This window comes from Autumnicola lenta, from assembly GCF_031846515.1.
GTDB classification, from domain to species: Bacteria; Bacteroidota; Bacteroidia; order Flavobacteriales; family Flavobacteriaceae; genus Autumnicola; species Autumnicola lenta.
Window position 1 is genome coordinate 1 of the sequence record NZ_JAVRHO010000021.1, and the last position, 23,825, is coordinate 23,825.

Below are 23,825 nucleotides of genomic sequence, written 5' to 3' on the forward strand. Positions count from 1 at the left end.
CAAAGAAATTTATACACCTCAAATTTATTTAAAATTTAACACCTATTAATTATGAAGAGAATTTACGTAACCTATTTATTTATCGCGTTGCTAATAGCATCTTGTGGAAAGAGTGCAAAAGAGCAGCAATTAGAAAACGTAAAAAAAGAATTAGAGCTGGCAAAAAATCAACTCACTCTTAAAGAAAAAGAGGAAAGAGAAAAAGTCAAACAATTAGAGCTAGCCCAAAAAGAGGAAGAACACCAACAAAAATGGAACGTGGGTAAGAAGAAAAAGGTAACGCAATTAAATGATCTATTACAGGAAGCATCTACCGCTTTAAGTACCGCGGAATTGGAACGAACTCAAATAAATGAATTTCAAATAGGCCGTTCTTCAGCTACTAAGGAATACGAATTACGAAATCAAAGGAAGAAAATAAATGATCTTGCCTCCTACATCAAAAAGATTAAAAATACCATAGCAGAATTGGAATACCAAAAGACTTTTGAATTTCAAAGCAGTCCTGAGAGTGTCATGAATCATATATTTGAAGCTGCTAAAAAAGAAGACATTTCTAATTTTAAGTACCTATGTGATCCATATTCAGAAAATGATTCAGACGTAAATTATATTTGCTACGCAGAAATATTATTGGAACAAGGAAAAAAGGAATTGATTGCAAACTTCAGCAATGGAAGAATTATCGGTGAGTCAAAAATAGAAAATGATAGAGCTGAAATAGAATTTGCATATGGACCAAATTCAGATCGACTTGAAAAAGCAAATTTGATAAAGAGAAATGAAAAGTGGTATTTAATGAGTTTTTAAATATAAAGTTACAGATATAGAAGAGCAACTAAAAGATATCTGGATTAACTTGAAAAGTTACAAGAAGTTTATAAAATAGTAAAAACAAACTCACATAAGCAGATAGAATATTGTATATGATGGATATAAAATGGAATTTTAAGATCAAATTGAAATCCTAACCATTATGAACTCACCACGATTAATAGAAAAAATGGAAAATAATTTATGGATGGTTAGGTCCGGCGAAAGCGGATATCTCTTTGAGAAATTTATGGAACAAAATATCGTAGCCATAGGATGGAATGAAATTGGTGATATCACCAAAAAACTTGACCTCGAAGATTTAAAGCATAAGATCCAAACGAGTTATCCCACTTATAAAATAAGCCAGGTTAATAATTTTGCTGGTCAAATCTTTAGGTTTAAAAATGAGTTCAAAAAAGGAGACAACGTGATCACGTATAATCCTGAAACCCGTCATTATACTTTAGGCAAAATAACTTCAAATTATAAATATTCTGCTGAAAAAGAATTTAACCATTACCGGGAGGTAGCTTGGGAAAAAACTATTCCAAGGGATAATTTTAGTACCAGAACTAAAAATACTCTAGGTTCAGTATTAACTATTTTTAAAATAACAGGGAATGCCTGGGAAGAGATTCTCGGTAAAACCAGAACTGCAACTTCTAGTGGAAGTATAGAGGATGATGCAGAGGAGGAAGTTGAAGAAACTCTTGATTTGTTAAAGGAAAATTTTGAAGCTAAATCCCATGAGTTTATAAAAGACAAAGTGCAGGCATTGGACTGGGAAGAAATGGAGGAATTAATAGCCGGGATTTTAAGAGGAATGGGATATAAAACAATCTTGACTCCTAAAGGTCCGGATAGAGGAGTAGATATAGTGGCCTCACCAGATGGACTAGGTCTAGAGAATCCTAGAATTAAAGTAGAAGTAAAACATCGCCAAAATGCTATGGGAGCTTCCGAAATAAGAAATTTTATTGGAGGGCTTAGACCAAATGATAAAGGACTTTATGTTTCAACCGGAGGCTTTTCAAAAGATGCCAAGTACGAAGCAGAACGATCTAATAATCCATTGACATTAATTGATCTTGATTTACTGGTGCATCTTATAGTGCAACACTATGATCAATTTGATCCTGACACAAGATCTCTCATACCTTTGAAGCGGATATATTGGCCCGTTTAAAGAACATTTGCAAGACACGCGATTTAAAACAAAAAGGGCTATAATTAAAGAGGATCTAGGGATTGACAGGAGAAGGACAGAAATTAATGAAAAAATCAAAATGCAACTTTAAATCAAATCAAAAGCATGAGCGTAAAGAGTAAACTCATAAGAAGAGGAAATGCTCAGTTTTTGCTTAATTAACTTACGGTGAGTTTGCACTGTTTCCACAGAAATAAACAACTCTTCTGCTATTTCGGAAGAACTTTTGCCGAGCGCCACCAGCCGTAGCACTTCTTTGGCTCTAAAGCCAAGGCTTAAAAATTTTACGTTGTTTGTTTGAAAAAAATCATTTTCATTAAGAAATCTTTGTGCCTTATTCGGAATGTGCTTCAGCTGATCTATAGGAATAGCAACAGTTATAATATGTGTAGGATTTCCACCTTTATCTTTAAGGAAGATTCTCGCAGAAGCAATATGCCATACCCAATCATTCCTATCCTTAAGTTTTACCTGTTGAAAGAAAGTAAATGTTCCTTTTTCATCTCCAGACGAAATTAATTTTTTCAGTTTAGTCACAAACCCCTCCATATCTCCATTATTAAAAAAGCGTTTGTGATAATCGGCTCCGATTTCCTTTAATTCCTCTAAATAGGTTCCCAGCTGTTCCAGTCCATTACTCGTCATATAGCAGGGAGTAAACGGATGGAGTTGATGTATAACTACCACTTCGGGTATCATCTCCGCATACGGAGTAAAATCCTTGATCTTTTTTTGAAGTGCTTTATTTTCTAATGACCTGCCCATACTACTTGTCTTTTGAGAATGAAGACTCGACGGTAAGGGCGAAGAGTGCCTAAAATAAACCTCTAAGAAATGATACCAAATTTATACCCACTAATGGGTATTGCTGTATTTAAATTAAGGGAATAATTTCATTGTGAAATAGAAATCTGTAATATTTAAAAAAATCTTGTGAATTAAACTTTACTGGAAATCTTTAATCAATGACAGCAATAAAAAGAAGCCACTTAAACATTTCATTCCAAACCTTATAATCACTCCATTACAATGAAAAACTTTATACTAATCTTGATTATTTCCACCTTTATCTATCAAATGCAAGCTCAAACAGTAGATGAGATCATTGAAAATGGTATTCCATTAAAAAAAGATGAAGCTATTTTTCTAAAATATGATGAAAGGAAAAATGCCTTTCGTTATGCAACTGCTTATAGCCGTCAAGATATTACCAGACCAATTAAACCTATATCTTTATTGGATTCCACTATTTTTTTAAGCCGCCACTCTGAAGTTCCGGTATATATTCTTCCTTTTAATCCTTTAAATTATTCTACATCCACAGATATGGTTTTTATTAAAGATCAGATAAATGAAGATGCCGGTGAAGCAATGGGTATTATAAATCAACAAGTACAAAGTTTAAAAAGCTTTAATAGTAATTTAAATTCTATATTAAAAGGTGGAACCCCCGTTTTTGACCCACCTCCTTCTTGTGATAAAAAATTCAAAGAAATAAATTCATCTTTAGAAAAATTGAAGAAGAAAATTGAGGATTACAAAAAAGAAAATAAAATTTCTAAAAATTTTAAGATTCTTTCTGCTTTGACTTTTCAGGATGAAACAATAACTATAAGAAGTTTAGATGAGATTAGTTCCGTAAGAAAGGGCATTGATTCTTTATTTTCTTCTCTTAGTGAGCAAATAGAATTAATTAATAATGAAATTGATACTTTACAATGCGAATCTACTGCAGACAAATTAGTTTATCAATTACTCTCACGAAATCTTGTTAAGGATTTAAATGAAATAAAAGAAATAGAAAAACAGAAATTCATAGCCTTTAATAAGGTTTTTGATTTGGTGAAAAAACATCAGGAAAAAGCGAGTATTGGAGGGGGGGTAGATGGATTGAGGTGGCTATATCCACTAGATTTTATTTCATCATCAAGAGATAAAATATCAGTATTTACTATAAATATTAAAAAAGGAGGATATTCAATAAATGAAAAGGAAGAAATTGTAGCAAAAGTTCTTAAAGATACTCTTAAAAACACTATACGCGTAAGAAGATTTCAAAGATTTATTCCTGAAGTTTCAGTTGGAACAGCATTTACTTTTTTCAAATATCAAACTTATGGAACTGTTACAGATTCCACAGGTCAAAATTTTGTCGGTTCCCCGGTTGAAAAGGAATTGAGGAATTTGAACATTACTACAATGGTAAATTTTAATTATTACATACCCGACTCACCCCTCCATCCTTTCTACCAATTAGGTTTTGGAGTTAATGAGGGAATTCCAACTCTATTAACAGGAGTTGGATTACGAAGTGCCTTAGGTATTAGAAGATTTTCTATATCTGCAGGAATAGCTGCGACCTGGATTGAAGAGTTAAATAATCTTGAAGTAGGAGATCCGGTTTCCGGAACTGCAGAAATTGAAGAAGATCTCAAATATCAATTTTCCTGGCCTCCAAAGCCATATATAGGTTTACAATTTAATTTTTAGTCTCTTCAGTTATCTAAGGAAGTCTAACAATGTTGCATAACTGCGAAATAAACTTCTATATGATGTCAAATATGAGGAGGATATATAAACCTTTTTATAAAATTTCCAACGAATGGCCATGTCTCTACTGAAATAGATATCTCCTCTGCAAATTTTAAAGATATTTTCCGCGAAAAAGTTTTTCTGAAATATTTTTCATTAAAAAAAAGCTAAAGCCCACTTAACTAAAGGAGTGATTTTTTCTGAAGCAAAGCGAAAGAAAAAATTGTATCGAGAACAGAGGCGAATTTTTCAGAAATATTCTCGTTCCCTTCGTCGTTCTCGATACATTTTTCTATCCTGCTCTCGCAGGATAAAAATACACTCGGACTTACTAAGCATCATCGTAAGAGTACATTAAGGAAGAATACCGGGCTTTTTTGGATAAGAATAATGTAGAATATGAGGAGAGTATGTTTTGGATTGAAATGTAAAGGTGCATTATATTACGCCCCTTCAGGACTAATTATTCTTCTCTTTAAAAACAGGATATTTCTATTTTGTTTTTGTCACTCGTTTTTATTTAGCTCCGGGAGAAGTAGTACGGGAACAGACGGATCGAAATCAATATCTTTTTCCATACTTTGTTTAAATAGACGGGTAAAGAAACCTTGTTTTCGACGGTATAAAGTTAACATATTGCTACTTCTACTTTGGATAAAAATTCTGATCCCTGTGGAAATTGTAGTGTCGGTGAGCTTATGAAAAGTAAATTTTACCCCCTGCAGTAAATCGTTTAGATTTTCTTTATTATCTAATTGCTTTTTATTTAAAGTCCCATTGGATTCCTGAATTTCTAATACTCTTATGCTGGCGTTTGTAAGTTTTGCTAGATGGATAATAGTTTTCAATTCCTGGCTTTTATAGCTATTATTGAAAGGGGTTGGAAATACTATTTCAGTAAATTCCTTTTCATCAAACATACTGCTTTCAGGAATTACAAATATGGGAAAACTGTCCAGACTTTCGAGTATTTCTGAAACCCGGTTATGATATGCATAATTAATACCCGCAGAGTCACCCGGTGAGCCTAATATTATGATATCGATTTTAAAAGAATCAGAAATATCACGAACAGCATCCTGAATTTTTTCTTAGAAGAAATAGTTTCAAATTGATGCGCAACGTTTTCCTTCCGAAAACTTATTCCCTGCATAATTCGTTGCAAACCAATTTCAGATTCAGATTTTTCCTGCTTTTTATCCCGCTTTAGCAGTTCATCTTTATAACAATGCAGAATGAAAAATTTTGCATTCGTTTTTTTATAAAATTCCATCCCATAAATCAAGGCATTCCAGGAGGCCTTAGAAAAATCGGTAATAAGTAATATTTGGTACTCCATAGGCACGACCTCAGATAAGGATTATATAATTTGTTAGAAAGATATAAATTAAAAATAAGTTTTTTTGCTATCCTATGAATTTCAGGAGGTATCAGTTTTAAGCGATTTAAAGTGTCCTGTTCAAAACTGGAGTAAATATTCTTACATTTTTTGGAGAAGATAACAAAACTGCAACTTTTTATCAATATGCTCCTTCCCTACGTTCCCAATTTTCAGCTATGAGCAGCGAGCAATTTCTGTAGCTGTTCTACAATCTTCTTTTTCGAACTTTTTCTTTCCTTTTAGTTCCTCCATATTAATAGCAAAAACTTTAAGGCCATTATTTGTCATAAAACATGGAGTAAACGGATGGATCTGATTTATAATCACCACTCCTGGGATCATTTCCACATACGGGGCAAATCCCATTACTTTATAAGTGACTTGTTTCCTCTAGATGGAAGCACGCCCTTAAGAAAAGTAAGGAGAAAATTTTAATGATATCAAAAGCAGTACAGTTTGAGACACTATACTGACATTTAAAATGATGTAGAGGCGAAATTACCGGCGAAATCACTGAGTTTATTTCAAAAAGGATTAAATACAAATGGCTCAACTTTTTTTTCTGATTTCATAACAACAGCGGCATAACTCCCACCAGTCCTGCAATTAGGGATATTATACTTTAGATAGAATGAATCTTTCAGTAGAAAAACTGTAAGATTATCCGAGAAATTTCTAACTTGGTGAGCTCACCGGCGAAATTACTAAGACTAAATATTTGACAAGATTTTAGTACTTCTTTTTAAGATGTGGAAAAGGGATTGTACCTGGTTTGTACCTCAAAATTCGGTAAGACCAGTAACCATCTAAAATGGAAACTTCTGTATTGGCAAATGATTTGACTCAAAAAAAATTTAAAACACCTCACAAGCCCTTAATTTTAAAGGGCTTTTATTTTTTGCTCTAGCAAAAAAAATTTTACTATAGTCTTTGTAATTTGTCATAGCTGTGCATACAAACCTACCTAGCTTCAGCTTTTCCTCGGAGAAAAATTGGGGTCTGAAGGATCATTATCCAAATCGTAGGTGATACCCAGGGCAAACATAAATAATCCGTAGCAAATAATTCCAAAAGCCACTATCGCAAAAGGAACCTTGCCGATGTGATCGCCAATAAAGTTAAAGGCTTTATCTGTATTGACTACATAACCTGGATCGCTAAGAATGCCTGATTTAATGAAAAAGAAACCAATGATGCCCAGGATGACTCCGCGGGCAACATAGCCAGTAAATCCCAGGAAAAAGATGGTTGCCTTTTTTCTCCGGCTGAATCGCACAATATCAAGACGCTCCCGGTAACCCCGGGTTATTCCATAGAACAATTGCACTGCGGCAGTTATAGTTAATAACACACCTAAACCTACAACCAGCCATTTGCCCCAACCATAATCCAGCATATTAGCCGTCATTTCCCTCTTCTGCTCAGGGGTGCCGTGTTCAGAATAATTCGCTGAACCCAATAAGACTATCAGCGCAGAGTAAGCGATAAATGCATCAGCAAGGGAGCTGAGACCAATCCCTGTACGACGGGCAAGTCCTTTCCAGCCTTTTCCATAATGGTAAGGATCATGAAAGGATTCATAGATGCGCCATACAATATAACAGAGCATTCCCAGAAGGATGGCCCAGATAATAATTTTCCCTCCCGTTAAATCCTGCACATAGGCCAAAAGGCTGTTTTTGGAAGCGCCGCCCTCCTTAAGCCTTAGCAGGGAAAGCATGGCAATCACCCCTATGGCTGTATAGATGAGGCCGGTGGAAATACAACCCAGAATAGGAAAATATTTTATGTACTTCTTCTTTGATTTTTTCACCAGAACACCGGATTTAATCCTGAAAGTAAGGAAATTTTCTTTTTCCGGCGGCAGACAAACGTGAAACGTCAATAGATCATAGCCTTACCAGAACAAACTTCTCTTTCAGATTCTACACCGCTAAAATTAGCAAAAAAATACAAAGTTATAAAGGTAATAAGTGATCATTTGTTTGTTTTAAAAGCCTATAAATCAATCTAAAGCCTCCAAAAAGCTAATCTCTTTTTGAGCCTAATAAGAATCTTTGCCTGCCTCATATCTTACTGGCTAAAACTCCATGCCGCTCCTGTACATTGTGCAATATTTTTATTTACAATAGGATAAGTTCCTGAAATACCGGCAGAAGTGAAAATTTCAGTTACAACAGCAAAAAAGTTTAACTGTTTTACCACTTAAAAGCAGCAAATAAGAGTATGCTTCGCTAATCTTTATTTTCTCAGTAGATCTGTTTTACATAGAACGTTAATTGATATTCTTCTTTCATTCCTGGTTCTCGCGTATAGTAGTTAATCTTATTTACCTGTTCCTGTTCTGGTAAATCAATAGTGACTTTTCGACCATTGCTTGAAGTACAAATAAAGGTGAGCGTACCTTCCCGGGAACGCACCTCTTGTACCGTGAGAACTTCAATTTCTTTACCACCCTCTATTTTTGTTGCAATTGTAATAAGATTAGAACCGAAAGTAATGCGGCGATTTATATTATCTGTCTGGCTGGTGAATATTGAAGGATAGGATTCTGTAAAGTAGGAGTTAAATACTGTCTGAGAAAAAAGATTTTCTGCAAATAAAAATAGTAATATGAAAACCCAGCACCTCATCCTTTAAATTTAGTAAAGAATATTTTCTTAAATTAATTTACACGCCATCAACTGTGCATAGGAAATTTTAAAGGTCCAAATCCCACTTTACTACATTTTATAAATGAGAATTTAGATTGACTTTTTCAAGGGCACAGAGGACCATCCAATATTTCAATATCAAATCCACATTTTCTCGTTTTAATATGATCTTATTCTGGTGGTTCTCTGCCGAAACATTAAGATCTACATTTTAGATCTTAATAAAACAAGAATGGCTAAGGAAATTAGCATCTTAAGATTTAAGAAATTGATGCTATTAAAAATAAAGCATCCGGGAGATCGTAAAACACTACCACCCGGTTGCTTTCTTCTTAAAAAAACTCTTTTTATTCCTACAAGGGAATTTGCACAATATCGGCTATGCCCGGGATCAAAGCGTTACGGGTAGCCCATAAATTCCCATCCTTATCAATAGTTATTGCAGTAAGTAAAGGAATACCCGTAGCTACCTCCTGACATTGCAGCGTTACAGGATCACATACATTTATAGTGCCTCCTACACCCAATCCCAATTCTGCTCCTAACCAAGCTTTTTCATCCATTTCAGCCACGTATAACATTCCATTTTTATCGAAGACCATGTCAATAATTGAAGTAAATCCACCGTCAAATGCTTTTGCACAATCAGGGGTAGATCCGCACATTGCACCTGAAGCATCAGGCGATATACGCCATATATTCGATTCCCCAACAGGTGCCGGAAACCCTTTCAGTTCACCAACATAATAGTAGCCATCTGGACCAACAACTACAGCAGTGGGTACAGCCTCCGTAGGTATCATATCCGGAAAGTTACAAGCTGGTGCGCCAGAACCGGGACATCCGGATAGATCTTTAATATTTTGTGTTGATACCAGCTCAGTGGGAAAAATAGCCATTACCTCAATATTTCCTTTGTTATCCACACGCAGCAAATCGTTGCCACCTGAGTCTACTACAAGCGCTTTATTGGCATTAAGGGCCATAATTGAATAAGGATTGGAATCTGCACCTGCACCATCTGGATCGTTTTTTTCTTCAAAAGCGAAAAGATTCACTACCATTTCCGTGCGTTTGTTATGAACCTGGTATAATGCCTGTCCGCTATCTTCTGTCGCAGCCCCTGCAGGTCCTGTAGTAGCCCATAAACTACCTTTCCCTACAACTCCAATTGAAGTAATGCCTGGAAGTGATGTCAACAAATTTCCATTAATAGTAGTTATACCTAAAGAAGCGTCTGCTACAAGAATATCATTGTTAGGTAATGTTGCCAAATCAAATAATGGTCCGTCAGAATCTTCTGCGTACTTCATAAAAGCCGGACCTTCTTTTTGCTCCGCTTTTGCGTCCTCAGCTTTTTCTGTTGGAAAATCTTCATTTGAACATCCCGACAAGACCATGGCCACTAAGAACAGAATCCCTTTAATAGAATAGTTTTTCATAATTTATAATTTTAAGGTTGATTAATTCAAATAAAATTAGAATCATAAAACAGACTCTTCCATACGGGAGGTAAATAGGTGCAGTAAATTTGAGGAGCTTAAGCAACTGTAAAACAGCAATCTAAATATAATATATAAAAATTTAATATGAGCAGCAGGAGATAGATATTTTTAACAAGAACTAATGTGGTCGGGTTATCTTTTGGCAAAAACCAACTCATTTCAAAACTACTCCAACTCCAATTTTCTGTAGCAAGTAAGGATTATGATCAATAATTAGAATATCATTGGCCAGACTTAGTTTTTTTAGGATCTCGTACAACAAATCAATATCAGCATAATGCAATCCGGTGCTAGGTTCATCTAATATATAAAGCACCTCGTTAGTTTGATCCTGCAGCCAGTTCAGTAACAATAATCGTTGCTTCTCCCCTGAGGAAAGGCTTTGTACCGGCTGATCTAATCTAAGATGTTCCAATCCTATTTCCGCTAACTGATTCAGGAATTCAAAGGTTTTGTGAGATACCTTATATCTCGCTAACCATTCTTTTAATTCACAGATATTCAGTGCGAGTACCTCAGCGATATTTTTTGAACCAACAGTACGTTCAAGTATATGCGGCTGATACCATTGCCCCTTGCACACTTCACATTTCTCTATTGCATTGGCTGTTACATCCAGACTGGTTTCCAAATAGCCTTTACCTTTACAGTTTGGGCACTGACTTGTTTTTGTTTTATAAGAAAAATCACCTGATTTTAAGCCCGTTTCACTTGCAAAAATTTTGCTTATATCCTTCAGCAGGTCCAGGTAAGATACCAATAAGGTCTTCGCATGTGCGCGGAGTTTTTTAGGCTCAAAATAATGCACCTCCGTGTATTTTTTCGGTAACTCTATGCTTTCGCAATTTACCGGCTTTCCGGTTTCTATACTGGGAATGAGGATGTCTTTCACCAGAGTAGTCTTCCCTATCCCCGATTTACCGCTGATAGCTGTTATTCCTCCTACGGGAACCTCCAGCGATTCCTTTGCTAAAGTATGCCTGGACAGGTTTTGGATGGCTATAGAATCCTTTCCTGCCTTCAATTTTACCGCTCTTGAAGATGTTTTTAAATATGGATGACAATCTTCCTGATTTAAAAATTCCCTGGGCGTACCCTGAAAGGTAATATAGCCACCTAACTTCCCCGCCTGAGGTCCCAGCTGCACCAACTTATCGGCTGCCAGAATAATTTCTTTATTATGTTCAATGACCAGAACTGTGTTGCCTTTTGCAATGAGCTCCTTCAGAATATTGATCAGATCCGGGATATTGTCACTGGATAATCCTGCGGAAGGTTCATCCAGTAAATAGGTAATACCTTTCAGCGGACTGTTCAGCTGTTTAATAAGTGCAACCCGTTGATTTTCTCCGCCGGAAAGGGTGGATGATTTACGATTGAGTTGCAGGTGATCTATGTGTAATTGCTTTGCTCTTTTGATGGTATTGATTAAAAGAGGCCGTAGCCTGGAAAGCAATTTTTGATCTACTACCTCTTGCTGGAAATCAGAAGAAAGCCATTCTTCTAAAACTTTAAAGTCCATTAACCTGATTTGATGAATGGATTTTCCTCCGATTTGAAACGCTAAACGCTCCGGTTTTAATCCGCTTCCCGAACAGTGGCTACATTCCTCCAGCGAAAAAAGTGCTTTCAGCTTGCCGATATGTTTATTTTTCCGGGTCTTATAATATTCTTCTTTTAAGTAATGGAAAAGTCCTTGCCATGTCATACTTATATCCTGTAACCCCTGTCTTGTTTTGGTTTTAAAAACCCATTGTGTCTTCCATACCGTTTCACCAGTACCATAAAACAGAATGTCTTTTTGCTGGTCTGTCAATTCTTTAAAAGGCGTTTCCAGGCTAAATCCGTGGATTGCGCCTATCTCGTTTACAATAGCCATATATTGACTCCCGGCATGCCCATAATAAGCAAGGGATTTGTTGTGCTCAAACAATCCGTCAGCGATGCCTTTCCCTTCATTGAGCACTATTTTATCAACATCAGGGAGTAATTCCTGACCTATCCCATCACAGATCGCACATTTCCCCAGTTCGTGATTATTGGAAAAATGGCTGGCAGATAAATCCTCTCCGTCGTATTGCGCTTTTCGGGAAAAGGCAAACCTCAAAATTTTATCTATTCCCGTTTGTTTGGCAATATCCGAACGTTCTGTAAAGTTTCTTTCTTTACGTGTAATGCAAATAGTGGGACTAAGCCCTTCGATTTGATCAACCTCAAACTGAAAATTCACCCCTACCCTTGACTGCTGATAGCTAGAAAATTGTTTGGTCATTTCCTGAAGGCCATAACCATGCAGGGTGTCAATCACCAAAGAAGATTTTCCCGAACCCGAAATGCCCGTGATCACCGATAATTGATTCCTGGGGAAATTTATATCAAGATCTTTGAGGTAATGGGTTCGAGCTCCTTTCATTGAAATCATATCCCAGCGTTGATCTTCCAATTCATTTATTTCTGGTGCCTGGACTTTTGGTGCATTCTCCACCAGAACATCGCATGAAGTCTGAAAAAGCGGATGATTTTCAAAGCAAATAATACCTGCTGTTTGCTTTTTTAACTCCTGCAAAGCTTTCAGAAGTTGTCTGACATTTTGCTGATGTAGCCCTATACTGGGTTCTTCCAGTAGTAAGAATGTTTTTTTCGACTGTTTTGCGAAATGTTTGGTGAGTTTAATCCGCTGCGCTTCACCCCCTGATAAGGTATTAGAGGGTTGTCCCAGTTTTATATATCCCAGCCCCAGCTTCAGCATCAAAGACAGAATTTCAGTAATCTTCTTCTTTTCGCTAAAGAAAACATAAGCTTCGGAAATACTAAGGTTATAGATCTCGGCAATATTTTTTGTGTTCCAATGCACTTGCAATACCTCAGGTTTAAAACGTTTGCCATTACACCTGGGACATACCTGATTAATTGTCCCCATCACATTCATAGAAAGGGTGATCACCCCTGCCCCTTCGCAAGTTTCACACCTTCCGCTCTTGTTATTAAAAGAGAAGGCTCCTTTGGCTAAAGTCAGGGATTTTGCTTCCGGAGATTTGGCCAACAGGTCACGTATTTTATCAGCCAAACCGGTATAGGTGGCAGGGTTGCTCCTCGGAGTTTTGCCAATGGGTTGATCTGATACCGTAAGCAGTTTTAGATCTTCTTTTTCTATATATTCTGAAAGCTTTTTCAGGATTTGAGACGTTTTCCTGCTCACTACCGTCAGGGCTTCTTTTTGAAGCTGAAATGATGCTGCTGTCTTCCGTTCAGATTCCTTAGCAGACCGAAAATTGCCATTTTGCAGCTCGTTTAAGGTGGGAGTAGATAGCTCTTCATTATTCAGAAATTCACTGATGGGTCCGTTAAAAACAACCTCCCCTCCGTGCGCTCCCGCTGCGGGACCTAATTCGATGATCCAATCTGCAGATCTTATAAAGTTTAAGTCGTGCTCTACTACCATCACGGTATTTCCACGGCTTATCAGGCGATGGAGAATATGATGTAAATAGTGCTGGTAATCTTCAGATAACCCGATGGATGGTTCATCAAACACATAAAGGATCCCTTGCAGGTTACTGTTCACCTGCCTGATCAGTTTTACACGCTGTGCATCCCCGGAAGAGATTTCAATACTTGGTGTGCTTAGCCTGTAGTCCTGCATTCCCAGCCGAATGAGGTCGAATAATTGCACAGAAATTTTATCTGCCAACGCCTGCTCACCGGCTGTAAGAGCCTCACTTCTCAGCCTGTCATACAATTCGTTTAAGGAAAGATCCATCCACTCCTGAAAGTTTAATCCTTTCCATTTAAATTTCATGTGTTCAGGTTTGATTCGGGCGCCTTTGCAACTCGGGCAAATACTAGAACTTGCAAACTTTAAAATGTTGGGATTACGATCTCTTTTAAGAATGTCATTCATTATAGGCAGTATGCCTTTATAAAAACCCTCTTCCCGGGGCTTGGCTTTAAAGCCCTTCCATCTCAGTCGGGACTCTATAGTATGTTTTCCATAAAAAACTTTAATCCTTTCACTTCCATTTAAAACTACCTCCTTTTGTTCTTCAGATAGTTCCTTCCAGGGGACGTCCACATTAAAACCGTGTTCCCCACATACTTTGTTTAATTCATCCACCGTGATCTGGGAATAGACGATGTAACCATTGGGCAAAGTAGTGGTGATCGCACCTTCTCTTAGTGTTTTATTTTCATCACCAATTAATTTTTCAAGATCGATGTATTCCGCCTCCCCGATTCCACGACAGCGCTCACAGGCCCCTCTTGGATGATTAAAAGAAAATAAAGATTTGCTCATAGTTTCTGCGCCGGCATAGCGGGCAAACAATATCCTGAAGACAGCAGTAAGTTCAGAGAGTGTTCCAAAAGTAGCATTTATTGACTGGAAGCGTTTTGACTGCTCTACTTTGATCACCGGCGGTAGCCCTTCGATATCATCCACTTCAGCGGTGGGAATCAATTGTGCATTTTGCTGGTTATATGCAGGAAGGCTCTCTAAAAAATAGCGGTAACCTTCATTTGCAATTACATCCATTGCCAGGGACGATTTTCCGGAACCCGATAATCCGGTAACGACAATCAATTGATTTTCAGGAATGTTTAAGTTTATATTTTTGAGGTTATTCTGGTGGGCATTAGTGATGCGCATAAAGGCTTTATTTTTTCTCTTTCAAAAAAATAAATATAAGTAGATATTAGGGCTTACCATGGGTTTTTCAGGAAAACACAGCATAATTTTCATCTCTCCTGAAATTAGATCATTTCATTGATTTTTAACAGAGAATATTGTGCTTCTAATGAACTTATATAATTAACAAACATTCTTGCTATAACACTTTTAAGATTTGAATATTCATAAAGAACCCCTTATTCATGCAATTATTAATATTTCAAAAACAAAGTGACAGTTAGGCACTAAATATTCATATCTTGTTGATCACTAAATAATTACCCTCATGAAGAACCTTAAAAAAGAAGATATCAGTCAAGAAGTATTTGACCTGTATGATGATTACGCCCACAATATACTCAACAGACGCCAGTTTGTTGAGAAACTTTCATTGTACGCCGTTGGCGGACTGACGGTAGGATCTCTGCTAAGTTTTATGTCTCCTGATTATTTATCTACAATGTTGGTTAGCAAAGACGATCCGCGTCTGGACTCTGAATATATTCAGTATGATTCTCTCAAAGGTGGCGGAAGTATTAAGGCGCTGTTATCCAGTCCAAAAGAAAAGTCAGCAAAATTGCCTGGAGTCATTGTTGTGCATGAGAACCGTGGATTAAACCCCTATATTGAAGACGTGGGCAGGCAGACGGCTTTGGATGGGTTTATTAGCATTGCACCTGATGCGCTATCGCCGCTTGGCGGCTATCCGGGAAACGATGATGCCGGCCGGGAATTGCAAAAACAACGCGATCGCAACGACATGCTTGAGGATTTTATAGCTGCCTTTGATTATCTTAAAAATCACAAGGATTGCAACGGCAACATTGGCGTGGTTGGATTCTGTTTTGGTGGATGGATATCAAACATGATGGCGGTGCGAGTCTCCGAATTAAAAGCAGCAGTGCCGTTTTATGGCGGACAGCCTACTTCCGAAGAAACCGCACAGATCAAAGCACCTCTGTTGATTCATTATGCGGAACTTGACACCCGGGTTAATGAGGGCTGGCCTGATTATGAAAAGGCACTAAAAGCGAATAATGTAGACTATACTGTTCATTTTTATGAAGGCGTAAACCATGGATTTCATAACACAACAACCCCCAGATATGATAAAGCTGCTGCGGAGCTCGCCTGGCAACGTACTGTGGCATTTTTTAAGGAGCGACTGGGTTGATTAGTCTTTTCTGATTCAAATTCTGATAAATGCTTTCAAGAATTTGAAAAGAAATTATATCGTATAACATAGGTTAATTGTAAATAACCCTATGACATTAGTAATAATAAAATATTGCAAAAAATAAGGCGCAAAGAAGCCCAGGATTAACCGGGCTCTGTCAGTGCATCGAAATTTGTAATTTATTTCGGCATTACTACTGTGTCTATCACGTGAATAACACCATTGCTTGCCCTTACATCTGTAGCAACAATTTCGCTGTAATTTCCTTTTGCATCCACATTTTGTCATCTTTTTGCATTACGATCAATACTTCACTACGAACTCCGTACTCCGAACTCCGAACACCGAACTTGTAATAGCCGATAATGGCCATTTTTGAAGCAAGATCTTGAAACTGTTGTCAGTTGTGAGTTGTAGGTTTTAATCTTAATGTGCCTGCTTTACAACTTTACGACTCTACTGTAATCCTTAATGAATGAGAGTGCAAAAGGTTTGAAGCTTCAAGTTGCAATTTCTTGTAATGGCAAGGTGGGAATGCTCTTAGGCAGAATTTCTTTTCTCCTATTCGCAACATCTGTCGCTACTTAAGGCCTACAACCTCACACCTGCCGTAAATGAGAAGGAACAATGAGCGTCGGGAAGTTTGACTAAGTCGAATTCCGGATGAACTTCATGTGGATAAGGACGTTCTCCTATTGCGCCGGGATATATGAATATAATTAATCCAGCACTAAAAGTGGAATTTCGCTATGGAGGGTTAAATGTCTGGTTAGCTTTCCCTCTGAAGCTTCTCCATTTTCAAAATGGGGATTTGGCATCACTGCCACCATATCAATATTATAATTTTCCACATAATCCTTTATACCTTTTTCGATATCTTTATTTTCTGCAAAGAAGTGGTGAGAATAAAACTTCTCAAGGAAATACTGTACGGTGTTTCCATCCCAAGGGTAAGAATGATATTGTGGAGCTTGAAAAAATTAGCAGTATCAGGAACAACCAATACTGAAAGATCTGCTGCCTGTACAAATTTTGAAGTTCTTTTAGTTATGGCCTCATTATTTTCTTCAATACCTTTGGTTCCCATGATTATAAGATCCACTTCCAATTGTTCCTGAATATCTAAAATTGAAGAAATAAGTTCCCCCTCCCTTACGATCGTCTTAATTTTAGCGCTTAAAGGGATATCGTATTTCGAAATAACCTTTTGAAATTTACGTGAGGGCTTTTTCCTTTTATTTTCCTCATTAACAATATAAAGAAGAAACAAAGTAATATCTTCATCATTTCTGGAAAATTTCACAGCATAATCCAGAGCATTTTTAGAAACACTGGAAAAATCGAAGGGATTAAAATATTTTTCATGGTGAGAAGTATTAGATTCAATTAAAAATTTCTCTTCAGAAGTGATCTTTTAGTACATTAAGGACATCTTTAAAAAAAAGCTCAAAAAATGACCATTATCAGGTTCAACTTCATTACAGGAGAATTCTAAAGCAAAAAAAATGGAAGGTTTGCTGTAACAAGCTCTTCAAATAAAAATGACATAGTAATAGAACCTATCAGAAATATTGGAATGAAAAAAATCGTTTATTTCACTTCCGTCTGCTAAACACTTAAGATTTTTGTTCGTATTCTGATTAAACCTTAAAGCCTCAGAAAACTGAACGGCCCAGATGATAAAAACTTAAATATGACAAAAATAAACTATGTCCTCCTGTTCCTGATAATATCAACTACAGCCTGCCAATTCGGGAAGTCGAAAGATGTAAAGGACGGGGACAATAATATTCCACCTGTATCTCTTGTCGTTAATGATAAGGCAGAAACCCGAATTGACTCTACCCTTAAAAGCGTGGTGCAGTCGGGAAAAATCGCAGGTGTATCTGCACTTATTTATGAAAACGACAAAGAAGTCTACTAAAACGCATTTGGTTTTGCAGACCGTGAGGCAAAAAAGGAAATGGACCGGAATACGGTGTTAAGGATCTACTCTATGACTAAACCCATAACCGGTACCGCCCTAATGCAGTTGTATGAAAAAGGCGCTTTTAAGCTTGACGATCCTCTTGCCAAATACGCTCCTGAATTTGCAGATATGGAAGTTTTTGCAGGTGTGGATGCTGCCGGAAATATTATAACCGAACCACTCAACCGGCCCATTACTATTCGCGACCTCACCCGCCATACCGCCGGATTTGCACGTAAAGAACATCCTGTCCTTGGAGAGATGGTTACAAATGCTGATGTTCTGAACAGGGAAAATACTCTTTCTGAAATGGCAGAAAAATTAAGCGGTTTGCCTCTTGCTTTTCAGCCTGGAGAAGAATGGGCGTATGGGATAAGTGTAGACGTTCAGGCGTATCTTGTGGAACTCCTTTCGGGAAAAGCTTTTGATGAATATATACAAGAAAACATTCTCGATCCTCTGGAGATGGAAAACACCAGCTATGTACCTAAAAAACCTGAAAGAATGGCTGCCATGTATAGGATGGATGAAAACGGAGAGCTGGGCAGAATTCCAGATGAAGAAGCAAATGCCTTTAACAGGCAATCCTGGCCTTTAAAACCCGGAGGTTGGGGTTTAACCTCTACCCTGGACGACTATATGAATTTTGCCCGTATGCTGGTGAACGAAGGCGAATTCAAAAATAAGAGGATTTTAAGAGAAGAAACCGTAAAATTAATGGCCACTAACCAGCTGGACGAGGATGTAGAGGAGCGTATGTGGCTACCCACCAAGGGCCAGGTGGGCTTCGGAATCGATTTTGCGGTGCGTATTCACCCTCCTTTAACAGCTGAGGAAAACAACGGTGTAGTAGGTGAATTCTTCTGGGACGGTGCCGCTAGTACGCTCTTTTGGATTGATCCCGTAAATGAAATTACTGCGGTTCTTTTTGTTCAGAAATTTCCTTTTGATGGTGAGCTGCACAAAAAATTCCGGGATGCTGTGTATGGAAATTTCGATGATCAAAAGTGATTCAGAAATGAATAGCAGAATAGGGCTCCTATACTGCCCTTAAAATTTAGAAGATAAAAGTTCTGACTGTCTCAGAACCTGCCCGGGGCTAAGGAAGTACAAACCGCGGACTTATTATGCAGAAGGCGCCGACAGTTAAAAATTCCTTCGTCAACATTTAAACCAAGTTTAAAGTTCATGCCGCAGTAAATCCTTTGAGTACATAAAAGGCGCCGCAACAAGTACGTCGAAGATTATATTTACTTAGTACTTAGCCCTTTATTACTTCATAAAATTCAGGAACATTGCCAACATATAATTATCGTCGTTTGTGAATATTAGGCGCTTTACTCGTTTTAGTTACTCGGCGGCGCAAGAACATTGTATTTTCACTATTCATCGTAGATTTTACAACAAATATTATACTCCCGATCTCCAGATTTCATCCACACCATTTTTAGTCTTAAAAACCTGTAAGTCAGATAATTCAGACATATAAATAGGGAAAAACACCCCCTTTTTCTTAATAATTAAGAGTTATCTTTAGAAACAACTAACCAAACCTTCTAAAAATGAAAAAAATAATACTTCTTAAGACTGTTTGTCTTCTTATGCTGCTACCTTTAAGTAGTTGTAGTGAGGACGACAGTCCCGTTATTCAAGAGGAGTTCCTGAGTGCACAGATCAATGGGGAGAATTTTAATGTTGACAGGCAAAGTGGGGTACTTAGTGCTAAAAAGCAATTATCCTCTTATGGAACTATTAATCTGCTCGTGCGTGGTGAAACTCACGAAGGCAAGAACATAGAATTCCTGGTTCTTTATTATTATGGAGAGGACAATTATGCTATAGGCAACAGGTCATCTATAACACCGGGGGATTTCATGAACAGTAACTGGTGCAAATATTCTGAAGCCAGCACCGGTCAATTTTGGAGTACCGCAAATGATTCGTTTTTTACGGGTAGCTTATTGAATTATGTGGAAATCACAGAGGATGACGGATCCTATATTGCAGGAAATTTTTCTTTTGAAGGTCATGATTTTACAGGAAACAGCTCCAGACAAGTTTCTGAAGGTAATTTCAGACTTAAAATTACTCCTTGATCTACTGAAGGAAACTGCGAATTAGACTAAAGTAAAACTTCTCTAAAATGGCAATTTTCGACCTGTAAGGTGGTTTAAGCTCATATTTTTAAAAATCGCTTTCAGAAGAACCGAAATTCAAAAAGATCTGTTATTATGCTGAATTTGTCTCAGGATTCCACTGACCTGTGATAAAAGATGGTACTCTAAAATGCCAATTTTCGAGCTGTAGTCTTTGCACAGGCTAAAAAGTACCAATTGGGTTCAGATTTAGAACTATAAAAAAAACGACAAACCAATAATGGCAATTTTTGACCGTGAGTATAAGTTAAATTCAATTTTCTATCAAAAATTAACCTCAAAAGAAGCTTAAAACCGGATTATTCATGCTGAATTTGTCTCATAATCCTATGATATTCAGAACTTTCAGTAAAGTAAAGAAAATTTTGAGCTTCGCTTCTGCTGAAAATCACAACATAAGATTTCACCAGCCTTTAATGGCTCCTACAAAATGTCAGTTTTCGGCTTCAAGTATTTGTTCAGACTAAAAAAGGCTAATTCTAGGTAGAGGATTATGAAAAATAGAGACCTCCTGAAAACGTCAATTTTCGACCTTACATTTAAGTTTTCATTTTAAAAGAAGATTCTATTTCTGAGAGGAAGGTGTGGAAAGGTAAAGCCTTTTGTGAAGAATATGGACAACTTTAAAGCCTTACATGTCTCCTTATATTTCCTGTTAATGATAAAAATTTGTAAGAAGAAGAGGGCTCGCTTCTCCTGTCACCCCTTAAAATAATATATTTAAACGACTTATATTCAGCTTGTTGAAAGTCTATATTTCATACTACACCTTTGGAAATCTTTCACAAATTTGATCTGATTTTCCACCTTTGTAGGAAAATTGTAAGAATCTTTGGTGTCAAATTTGTTTCTCTTACTGTAGATTTTAAAACCCGGTAATCATGGAAGCAAAAAGAAAGAAATTCAAAAAGAATGAATTTTACCAGACTTATGTGGCTCAGATAAACTGGGACTGGCTTCTTTCAAAAGCTCAGTTGATCTTCGGAATTATTTTTATGGCTGGCTTAATTTGTTTTGTACTGTGGTTCACAAGTTGACAGCTAAGATTTTAATAACGATGTCAAGCCTGGCCATTTAAAACCTATACCCCATATATCCTCATCTTTTTCAGTGCCCTGCTTCTGCCTCAAGCAACTTCTAGATAAAATACACCTCTCTCTTATCAAGAGGTGTACTTTAAGGATGTCTATTATTTCAATAAATAAACCGTAAACAATGCTATTTACCGTGGTCTTCCTCCTCTACCACTTCAGCATTGGGCGATGCTTTGGTTTCAGAAGTTTCCAGGATTTTAAATTTCTCCAGTTGCTCTTCTTCTCCTGTAAAATATGGAAATACATCCAAAATAGGAGATTCTGTAATAGAAGGAATCGTATAATCACCCATGGTAGTTTCCATAGCAACAACAGTATTCTCAAAAGCCTCTTTTACATCATTGGCCTGCACAAGCAAATAAATATTTGTTTTTCTTTCTTTCCCACTTTCCTCATCCAGAGCTATCAGAGAAACTTTTGATTTAAACCAACGATCAGAATTTTCAAAGGGATGTACCTCTGCAAAGTTTGCAACTTTTATATTCATAATCCTGAATTCCTCGCTCGTATAAGCCATCATCTCTTCAGTAATCCGGGATTCTGCTTCCGTGTAAGATACCGCGTCCAACAGGTAAGTATCTGTCGCCATTTTTTGTTCTCCGGAATCATGTGTTTTTCTGTATTTCACCTTACATTCATACCAGGTTGCGCTCATGTTATATTATTTTGGGAGGCAAAAGTATCATTTATAACAGGCACGGCTTTACTATTTGAATATTAAATATTCACAACTTTTATTCTTAAGTTCTAACCTTCTGAACAGAAATTGTTTAGTCTGAAAAAAATTATCTCCTGATGACCTCCCCTGCTAAGAAAAGAAATATCCTAATCGTCCTGATTTTATAGATCTATAATTGATACTACTTCTGAAACTCTCCTGATGAAACTGACTGGAACGGTTTTACTGTGGATTAAATCCACAATTATTTCAGTTTTACCATATTATTTTCCACATCATTTTGCTCAAAGTCCTGATTTCCAAAGGTCATTGCACACGGTATAGAAATTGGTTCTGCCCTTCCGGAAAAATGATGAACTACTTATGGCTGATTGAATAAAAGCGGAAACACATAAGTAGAAATGAAACAGATAAGAAATTAAAAAAAATGATAACACGAGACCTTAGATTAACACCTTCAGCTTCGGCTAAAAAACTAAAGATTAATAATAATATTCAACAGAAAGAAATTACATCTCCTAGAACTAACAGCAAGGAAGAAGTTTCAGATAATTACCGTAAAGCGATCTTTACCAAGCGACATCTTTTCACTCTGGCAGGTACGTTTTTACTCTTAATTGGAGGAGCTTTTTCAGTTTATATGTTGCAGCCGCAATTTGAGGAAATGAACCTAAGCAGAATGAATACCATTGGTGGAATGATCCTGCTAATCGTTGGGAGTTTCCTGTTAATATTCAGAATGAGCTTTTTAGCGTATATTGCCAAGTTGTTTTTTCAGTATAAGCCTGTAAATTCTGTTACAGATGAAGAATTACCAACCTGTACGGTTATTGTTCCTGCTTATAATGAAGGTAAACAAGTCTATGCAACTTTACTGAGCCTGACTAACAGTGACTTCCCTGCAGAAAAATTGCAATTAATTGCTATAGATGATGGTAGCAAGGATGATACCTGGGAATGGATGAAAAGAGCAAAAGAGCAATTGGGGGACCGTGTTTCAATTTATCAGCAGCCTCACAACCAGGGAAAGAGACACGCATTATACCGTGGATTTAATTTAGCCACCGGTGATGTTTTCGTTACCGTGGACAGTGATTCTATTGTAGAAAAAGATACTCTGCGCAACCTGGTATCTCCTTTTGTCACCAATAAAGATTGTGGTGCTGTTGCAGGAAACGTTCGCGTTCTAAATAACGAAAAAGCAATTATACCACGAATGCTGAATGTTAGTTTTGTTTTTAGTTTTGAATTTATAAGATCTGCACAAAGCGTTCTGGGATCTGTATTGTGTACTCCCGGTGCGTTGGCGGCCTATCGCAGTGCGGCGGTAATGAACTGCCTGCCGGAGTGGATCAATCAGACTTTTATGGGACAACCTACAGATATTGGTGAAGATCGTGCCATGACTAATATGATCCTTAAACAGGGTTATCATGTACTGTTTCAGCGAAACGCTTATGTACTTACCAATATTCCTGAAAAGTTTAGCAGCTTACACAAAATGTTTACCCGCTGGGAGAGAAGTAATGTTCGTGAAAACCTGATGATGTCCAAATTTGCTTTTAAACCTTTTAGAAACGGATCAAAATCTGGTACCCGTCTTTTACTTGTGAATCAATGGATGCATATGTTAACAGCCTATCCGCTGTTCCTGGTTATGATCGTCTTATTGGTATTACATCCCGTTTTGTTTATTAGCTCTACACTTTTAAGTATTCTAATATTTTCAAGTCTTCCGGTTTTCTTTTATGCAAAAAAGTATAATATATCGGAAGCTTTCTGGGCATATTCATATAGCATTTTCTATACCTTCGGGTTGTTCTGGATAACTCCTTATGCTATGGCCACTGCGAATAGACGGGGTTGGTTAACCCGTGAATTACCGCAAAAGAAATAATCAGAATTTCCAACTTTTTTGGATTTTCTGCGGAATTAAACTGCTTCGGTGTAAGCCCATGAAGCATTAAGAAGAAATAATTTTCGATTTCG

20 protein-coding genes and 1 pseudogene are annotated in these 23,825 nt (G+C 37.1%); 9 read left to right on the forward strand and 12 right to left on the reverse strand.

What is annotated here, in order from left to right:
- Positions 1–51 precede the first annotated feature (51 nt).
- Positions 52–810 (forward strand): hypothetical protein, encoded by a 759-nt coding sequence (locus RM545_RS13770; RefSeq protein WP_311495866.1) that lies wholly within the window; start codon positions 52–54, stop codon positions 808–810.
- A 166-nt stretch (positions 811–976) separates the two neighbouring features.
- Positions 977–2,002: a restriction endonuclease gene (locus RM545_RS13775; RefSeq protein ID WP_311495867.1), complete on the forward strand. Its 1,026-nt coding sequence runs from the start codon at positions 977–979 to the stop codon at positions 2,000–2,002.
- Between the two features lie 108 nt (positions 2,003–2,110).
- Here RM545_RS13775 and RM545_RS13780 read toward each other — a convergent pair whose 3' ends face one another.
- Positions 2,111–2,788, reverse strand: a complete 678-nt coding sequence (locus RM545_RS13780) for a LuxR C-terminal-related transcriptional regulator (RefSeq protein WP_311495868.1) — start codon at positions 2,786–2,788, stop codon at positions 2,111–2,113.
- A 264-nt stretch (positions 2,789–3,052) separates the two neighbouring features.
- On the opposite strand from RM545_RS13780, the gene RM545_RS13785 reads away from it, so the two are divergent.
- On the forward strand, positions 3,053–4,513 hold the full coding sequence (locus tag RM545_RS13785; RefSeq protein WP_311495869.1) for a hypothetical protein: 1,461 nt from the start codon (positions 3,053–3,055) through the stop codon (positions 4,511–4,513).
- A gap of 548 nt (positions 4,514–5,061) precedes the next feature.
- Here RM545_RS13785 and RM545_RS13790 read toward each other — a convergent pair.
- The 7 genes from RM545_RS13790 to RM545_RS13820 all read right to left on the reverse strand — a co-directional run bounded on the left by RM545_RS13790 (position 5,062) and on the right by RM545_RS13820 (position 14,740).
- A complete protein-coding gene (locus RM545_RS13790) occupies positions 5,062–5,403 on the reverse strand; it encodes a hypothetical protein (protein WP_311495870.1) in 342 nt (113 codons plus the stop codon).
- Between the two features lie 185 nt (positions 5,404–5,588).
- Positions 5,589–5,894 (reverse strand): universal stress protein, encoded by a 306-nt coding sequence (locus tag RM545_RS13795; protein WP_311495871.1) that lies wholly within the window; start codon positions 5,892–5,894, stop codon positions 5,589–5,591.
- A 216-nt stretch (positions 5,895–6,110) separates the two neighbouring features.
- Positions 6,111–6,302 (reverse strand): hypothetical protein, encoded by a 192-nt coding sequence (locus RM545_RS13800; RefSeq protein WP_311495872.1) that lies wholly within the window; start codon positions 6,300–6,302, stop codon positions 6,111–6,113.
- 604 nt (positions 6,303–6,906) lie between these two features.
- Positions 6,907–7,749, reverse strand: coding sequence for a DUF1206 domain-containing protein (locus RM545_RS13805; protein WP_311495873.1), 843 nt, complete (start codon positions 7,747–7,749; stop codon positions 6,907–6,909).
- 436 nt (positions 7,750–8,185) lie between these two features.
- Positions 8,186–8,569: a hypothetical protein gene (locus RM545_RS13810; protein WP_311495874.1), complete on the reverse strand. Its 384-nt coding sequence runs from the start codon at positions 8,567–8,569 to the stop codon at positions 8,186–8,188.
- Positions 8,570–8,943: 374 nt separating this feature from the next.
- Positions 8,944–10,032, reverse strand: a complete 1,089-nt coding sequence (locus tag RM545_RS13815) for a ScyD/ScyE family protein (RefSeq protein ID WP_311495875.1) — start codon at positions 10,030–10,032, stop codon at positions 8,944–8,946.
- A 217-nt stretch (positions 10,033–10,249) separates the two neighbouring features.
- A complete protein-coding gene (locus RM545_RS13820) occupies positions 10,250–14,740 on the reverse strand; it encodes an ATP-binding cassette domain-containing protein (RefSeq protein WP_311495876.1) in 4,491 nt (1,496 codons plus the stop codon).
- Positions 14,741–15,047: 307 nt separating this feature from the next.
- Here RM545_RS13820 and RM545_RS13825 point away from each other — a divergent pair, with 307 nt between their 5' ends.
- Positions 15,048–15,935, forward strand: coding sequence for a dienelactone hydrolase family protein (locus RM545_RS13825; RefSeq protein WP_311495877.1), 888 nt, complete (start codon positions 15,048–15,050; stop codon positions 15,933–15,935).
- Positions 15,936–16,117: 182 nt separating this feature from the next.
- Here RM545_RS13825 and RM545_RS13830 read toward each other — a convergent pair whose 3' ends face one another.
- The 3 genes from RM545_RS13830 to RM545_RS13840 form a co-directional block, all read right to left on the reverse strand.
- Positions 16,118–16,216: a fasciclin domain-containing protein gene (locus RM545_RS13830; RefSeq protein ID WP_311495878.1), complete on the reverse strand. Its 99-nt coding sequence runs from the start codon at positions 16,214–16,216 to the stop codon at positions 16,118–16,120.
- Between the two features lie 441 nt (positions 16,217–16,657).
- A complete protein-coding gene (locus RM545_RS13835) occupies positions 16,658–16,789 on the reverse strand; it encodes a hypothetical protein (RefSeq protein WP_311495879.1) in 132 nt (43 codons plus the stop codon).
- A gap of 8 nt (positions 16,790–16,797) precedes the next feature.
- Entirely contained in the window at positions 16,798–17,349 is a 552-nt protein-coding gene (locus RM545_RS13840) for a universal stress protein (protein WP_311495913.1), read from the reverse strand.
- A 282-nt stretch (positions 17,350–17,631) separates the two neighbouring features.
- Between RM545_RS13840 and RM545_RS13845 the strand changes: the two genes are divergently transcribed.
- From RM545_RS13845 to RM545_RS13860, 4 genes and pseudogenes are all read left to right on the forward strand, one after another.
- A complete protein-coding gene (locus RM545_RS13845; RefSeq protein WP_311495880.1) occupies positions 17,632–17,862 on the forward strand; it encodes a hypothetical protein in 231 nt (76 codons plus the stop codon).
- A gap of 15 nt (positions 17,863–17,877) precedes the next feature.
- Positions 17,878–18,918, forward strand: a pseudogene (locus RM545_RS13850) (serine hydrolase domain-containing protein); the annotation flags it as partial.
- A 551-nt stretch (positions 18,919–19,469) separates the two neighbouring features.
- Positions 19,470–20,003: a hypothetical protein gene (locus RM545_RS13855; RefSeq protein ID WP_311495881.1), complete on the forward strand. Its 534-nt coding sequence runs from the start codon at positions 19,470–19,472 to the stop codon at positions 20,001–20,003.
- A gap of 941 nt (positions 20,004–20,944) precedes the next feature.
- Positions 20,945–21,100 (forward strand): hypothetical protein, encoded by a 156-nt coding sequence (locus tag RM545_RS13860; RefSeq protein WP_311495882.1) that lies wholly within the window; start codon positions 20,945–20,947, stop codon positions 21,098–21,100.
- Positions 21,101–21,281: 181 nt separating this feature from the next.
- Here the strand turns inward: RM545_RS13860 and RM545_RS13865 are convergent, their stop codons facing one another.
- Entirely contained in the window at positions 21,282–21,812 is a 531-nt protein-coding gene (locus RM545_RS13865; protein ID WP_311495883.1) for a DUF4494 domain-containing protein, read from the reverse strand.
- A gap of 451 nt (positions 21,813–22,263) precedes the next feature.
- Here RM545_RS13865 and RM545_RS13870 point away from each other — a divergent pair, with 451 nt between their 5' ends.
- Positions 22,264–23,733 carry a glycosyltransferase family 2 protein gene (locus tag RM545_RS13870; RefSeq protein WP_311495884.1) on the forward strand — a complete coding sequence of 490 codons (1,470 nt, stop codon included), beginning with the start codon at positions 22,264–22,266 and terminating at the stop codon, positions 23,731–23,733.
- Positions 23,734–23,825 lie beyond the last annotated feature (92 nt).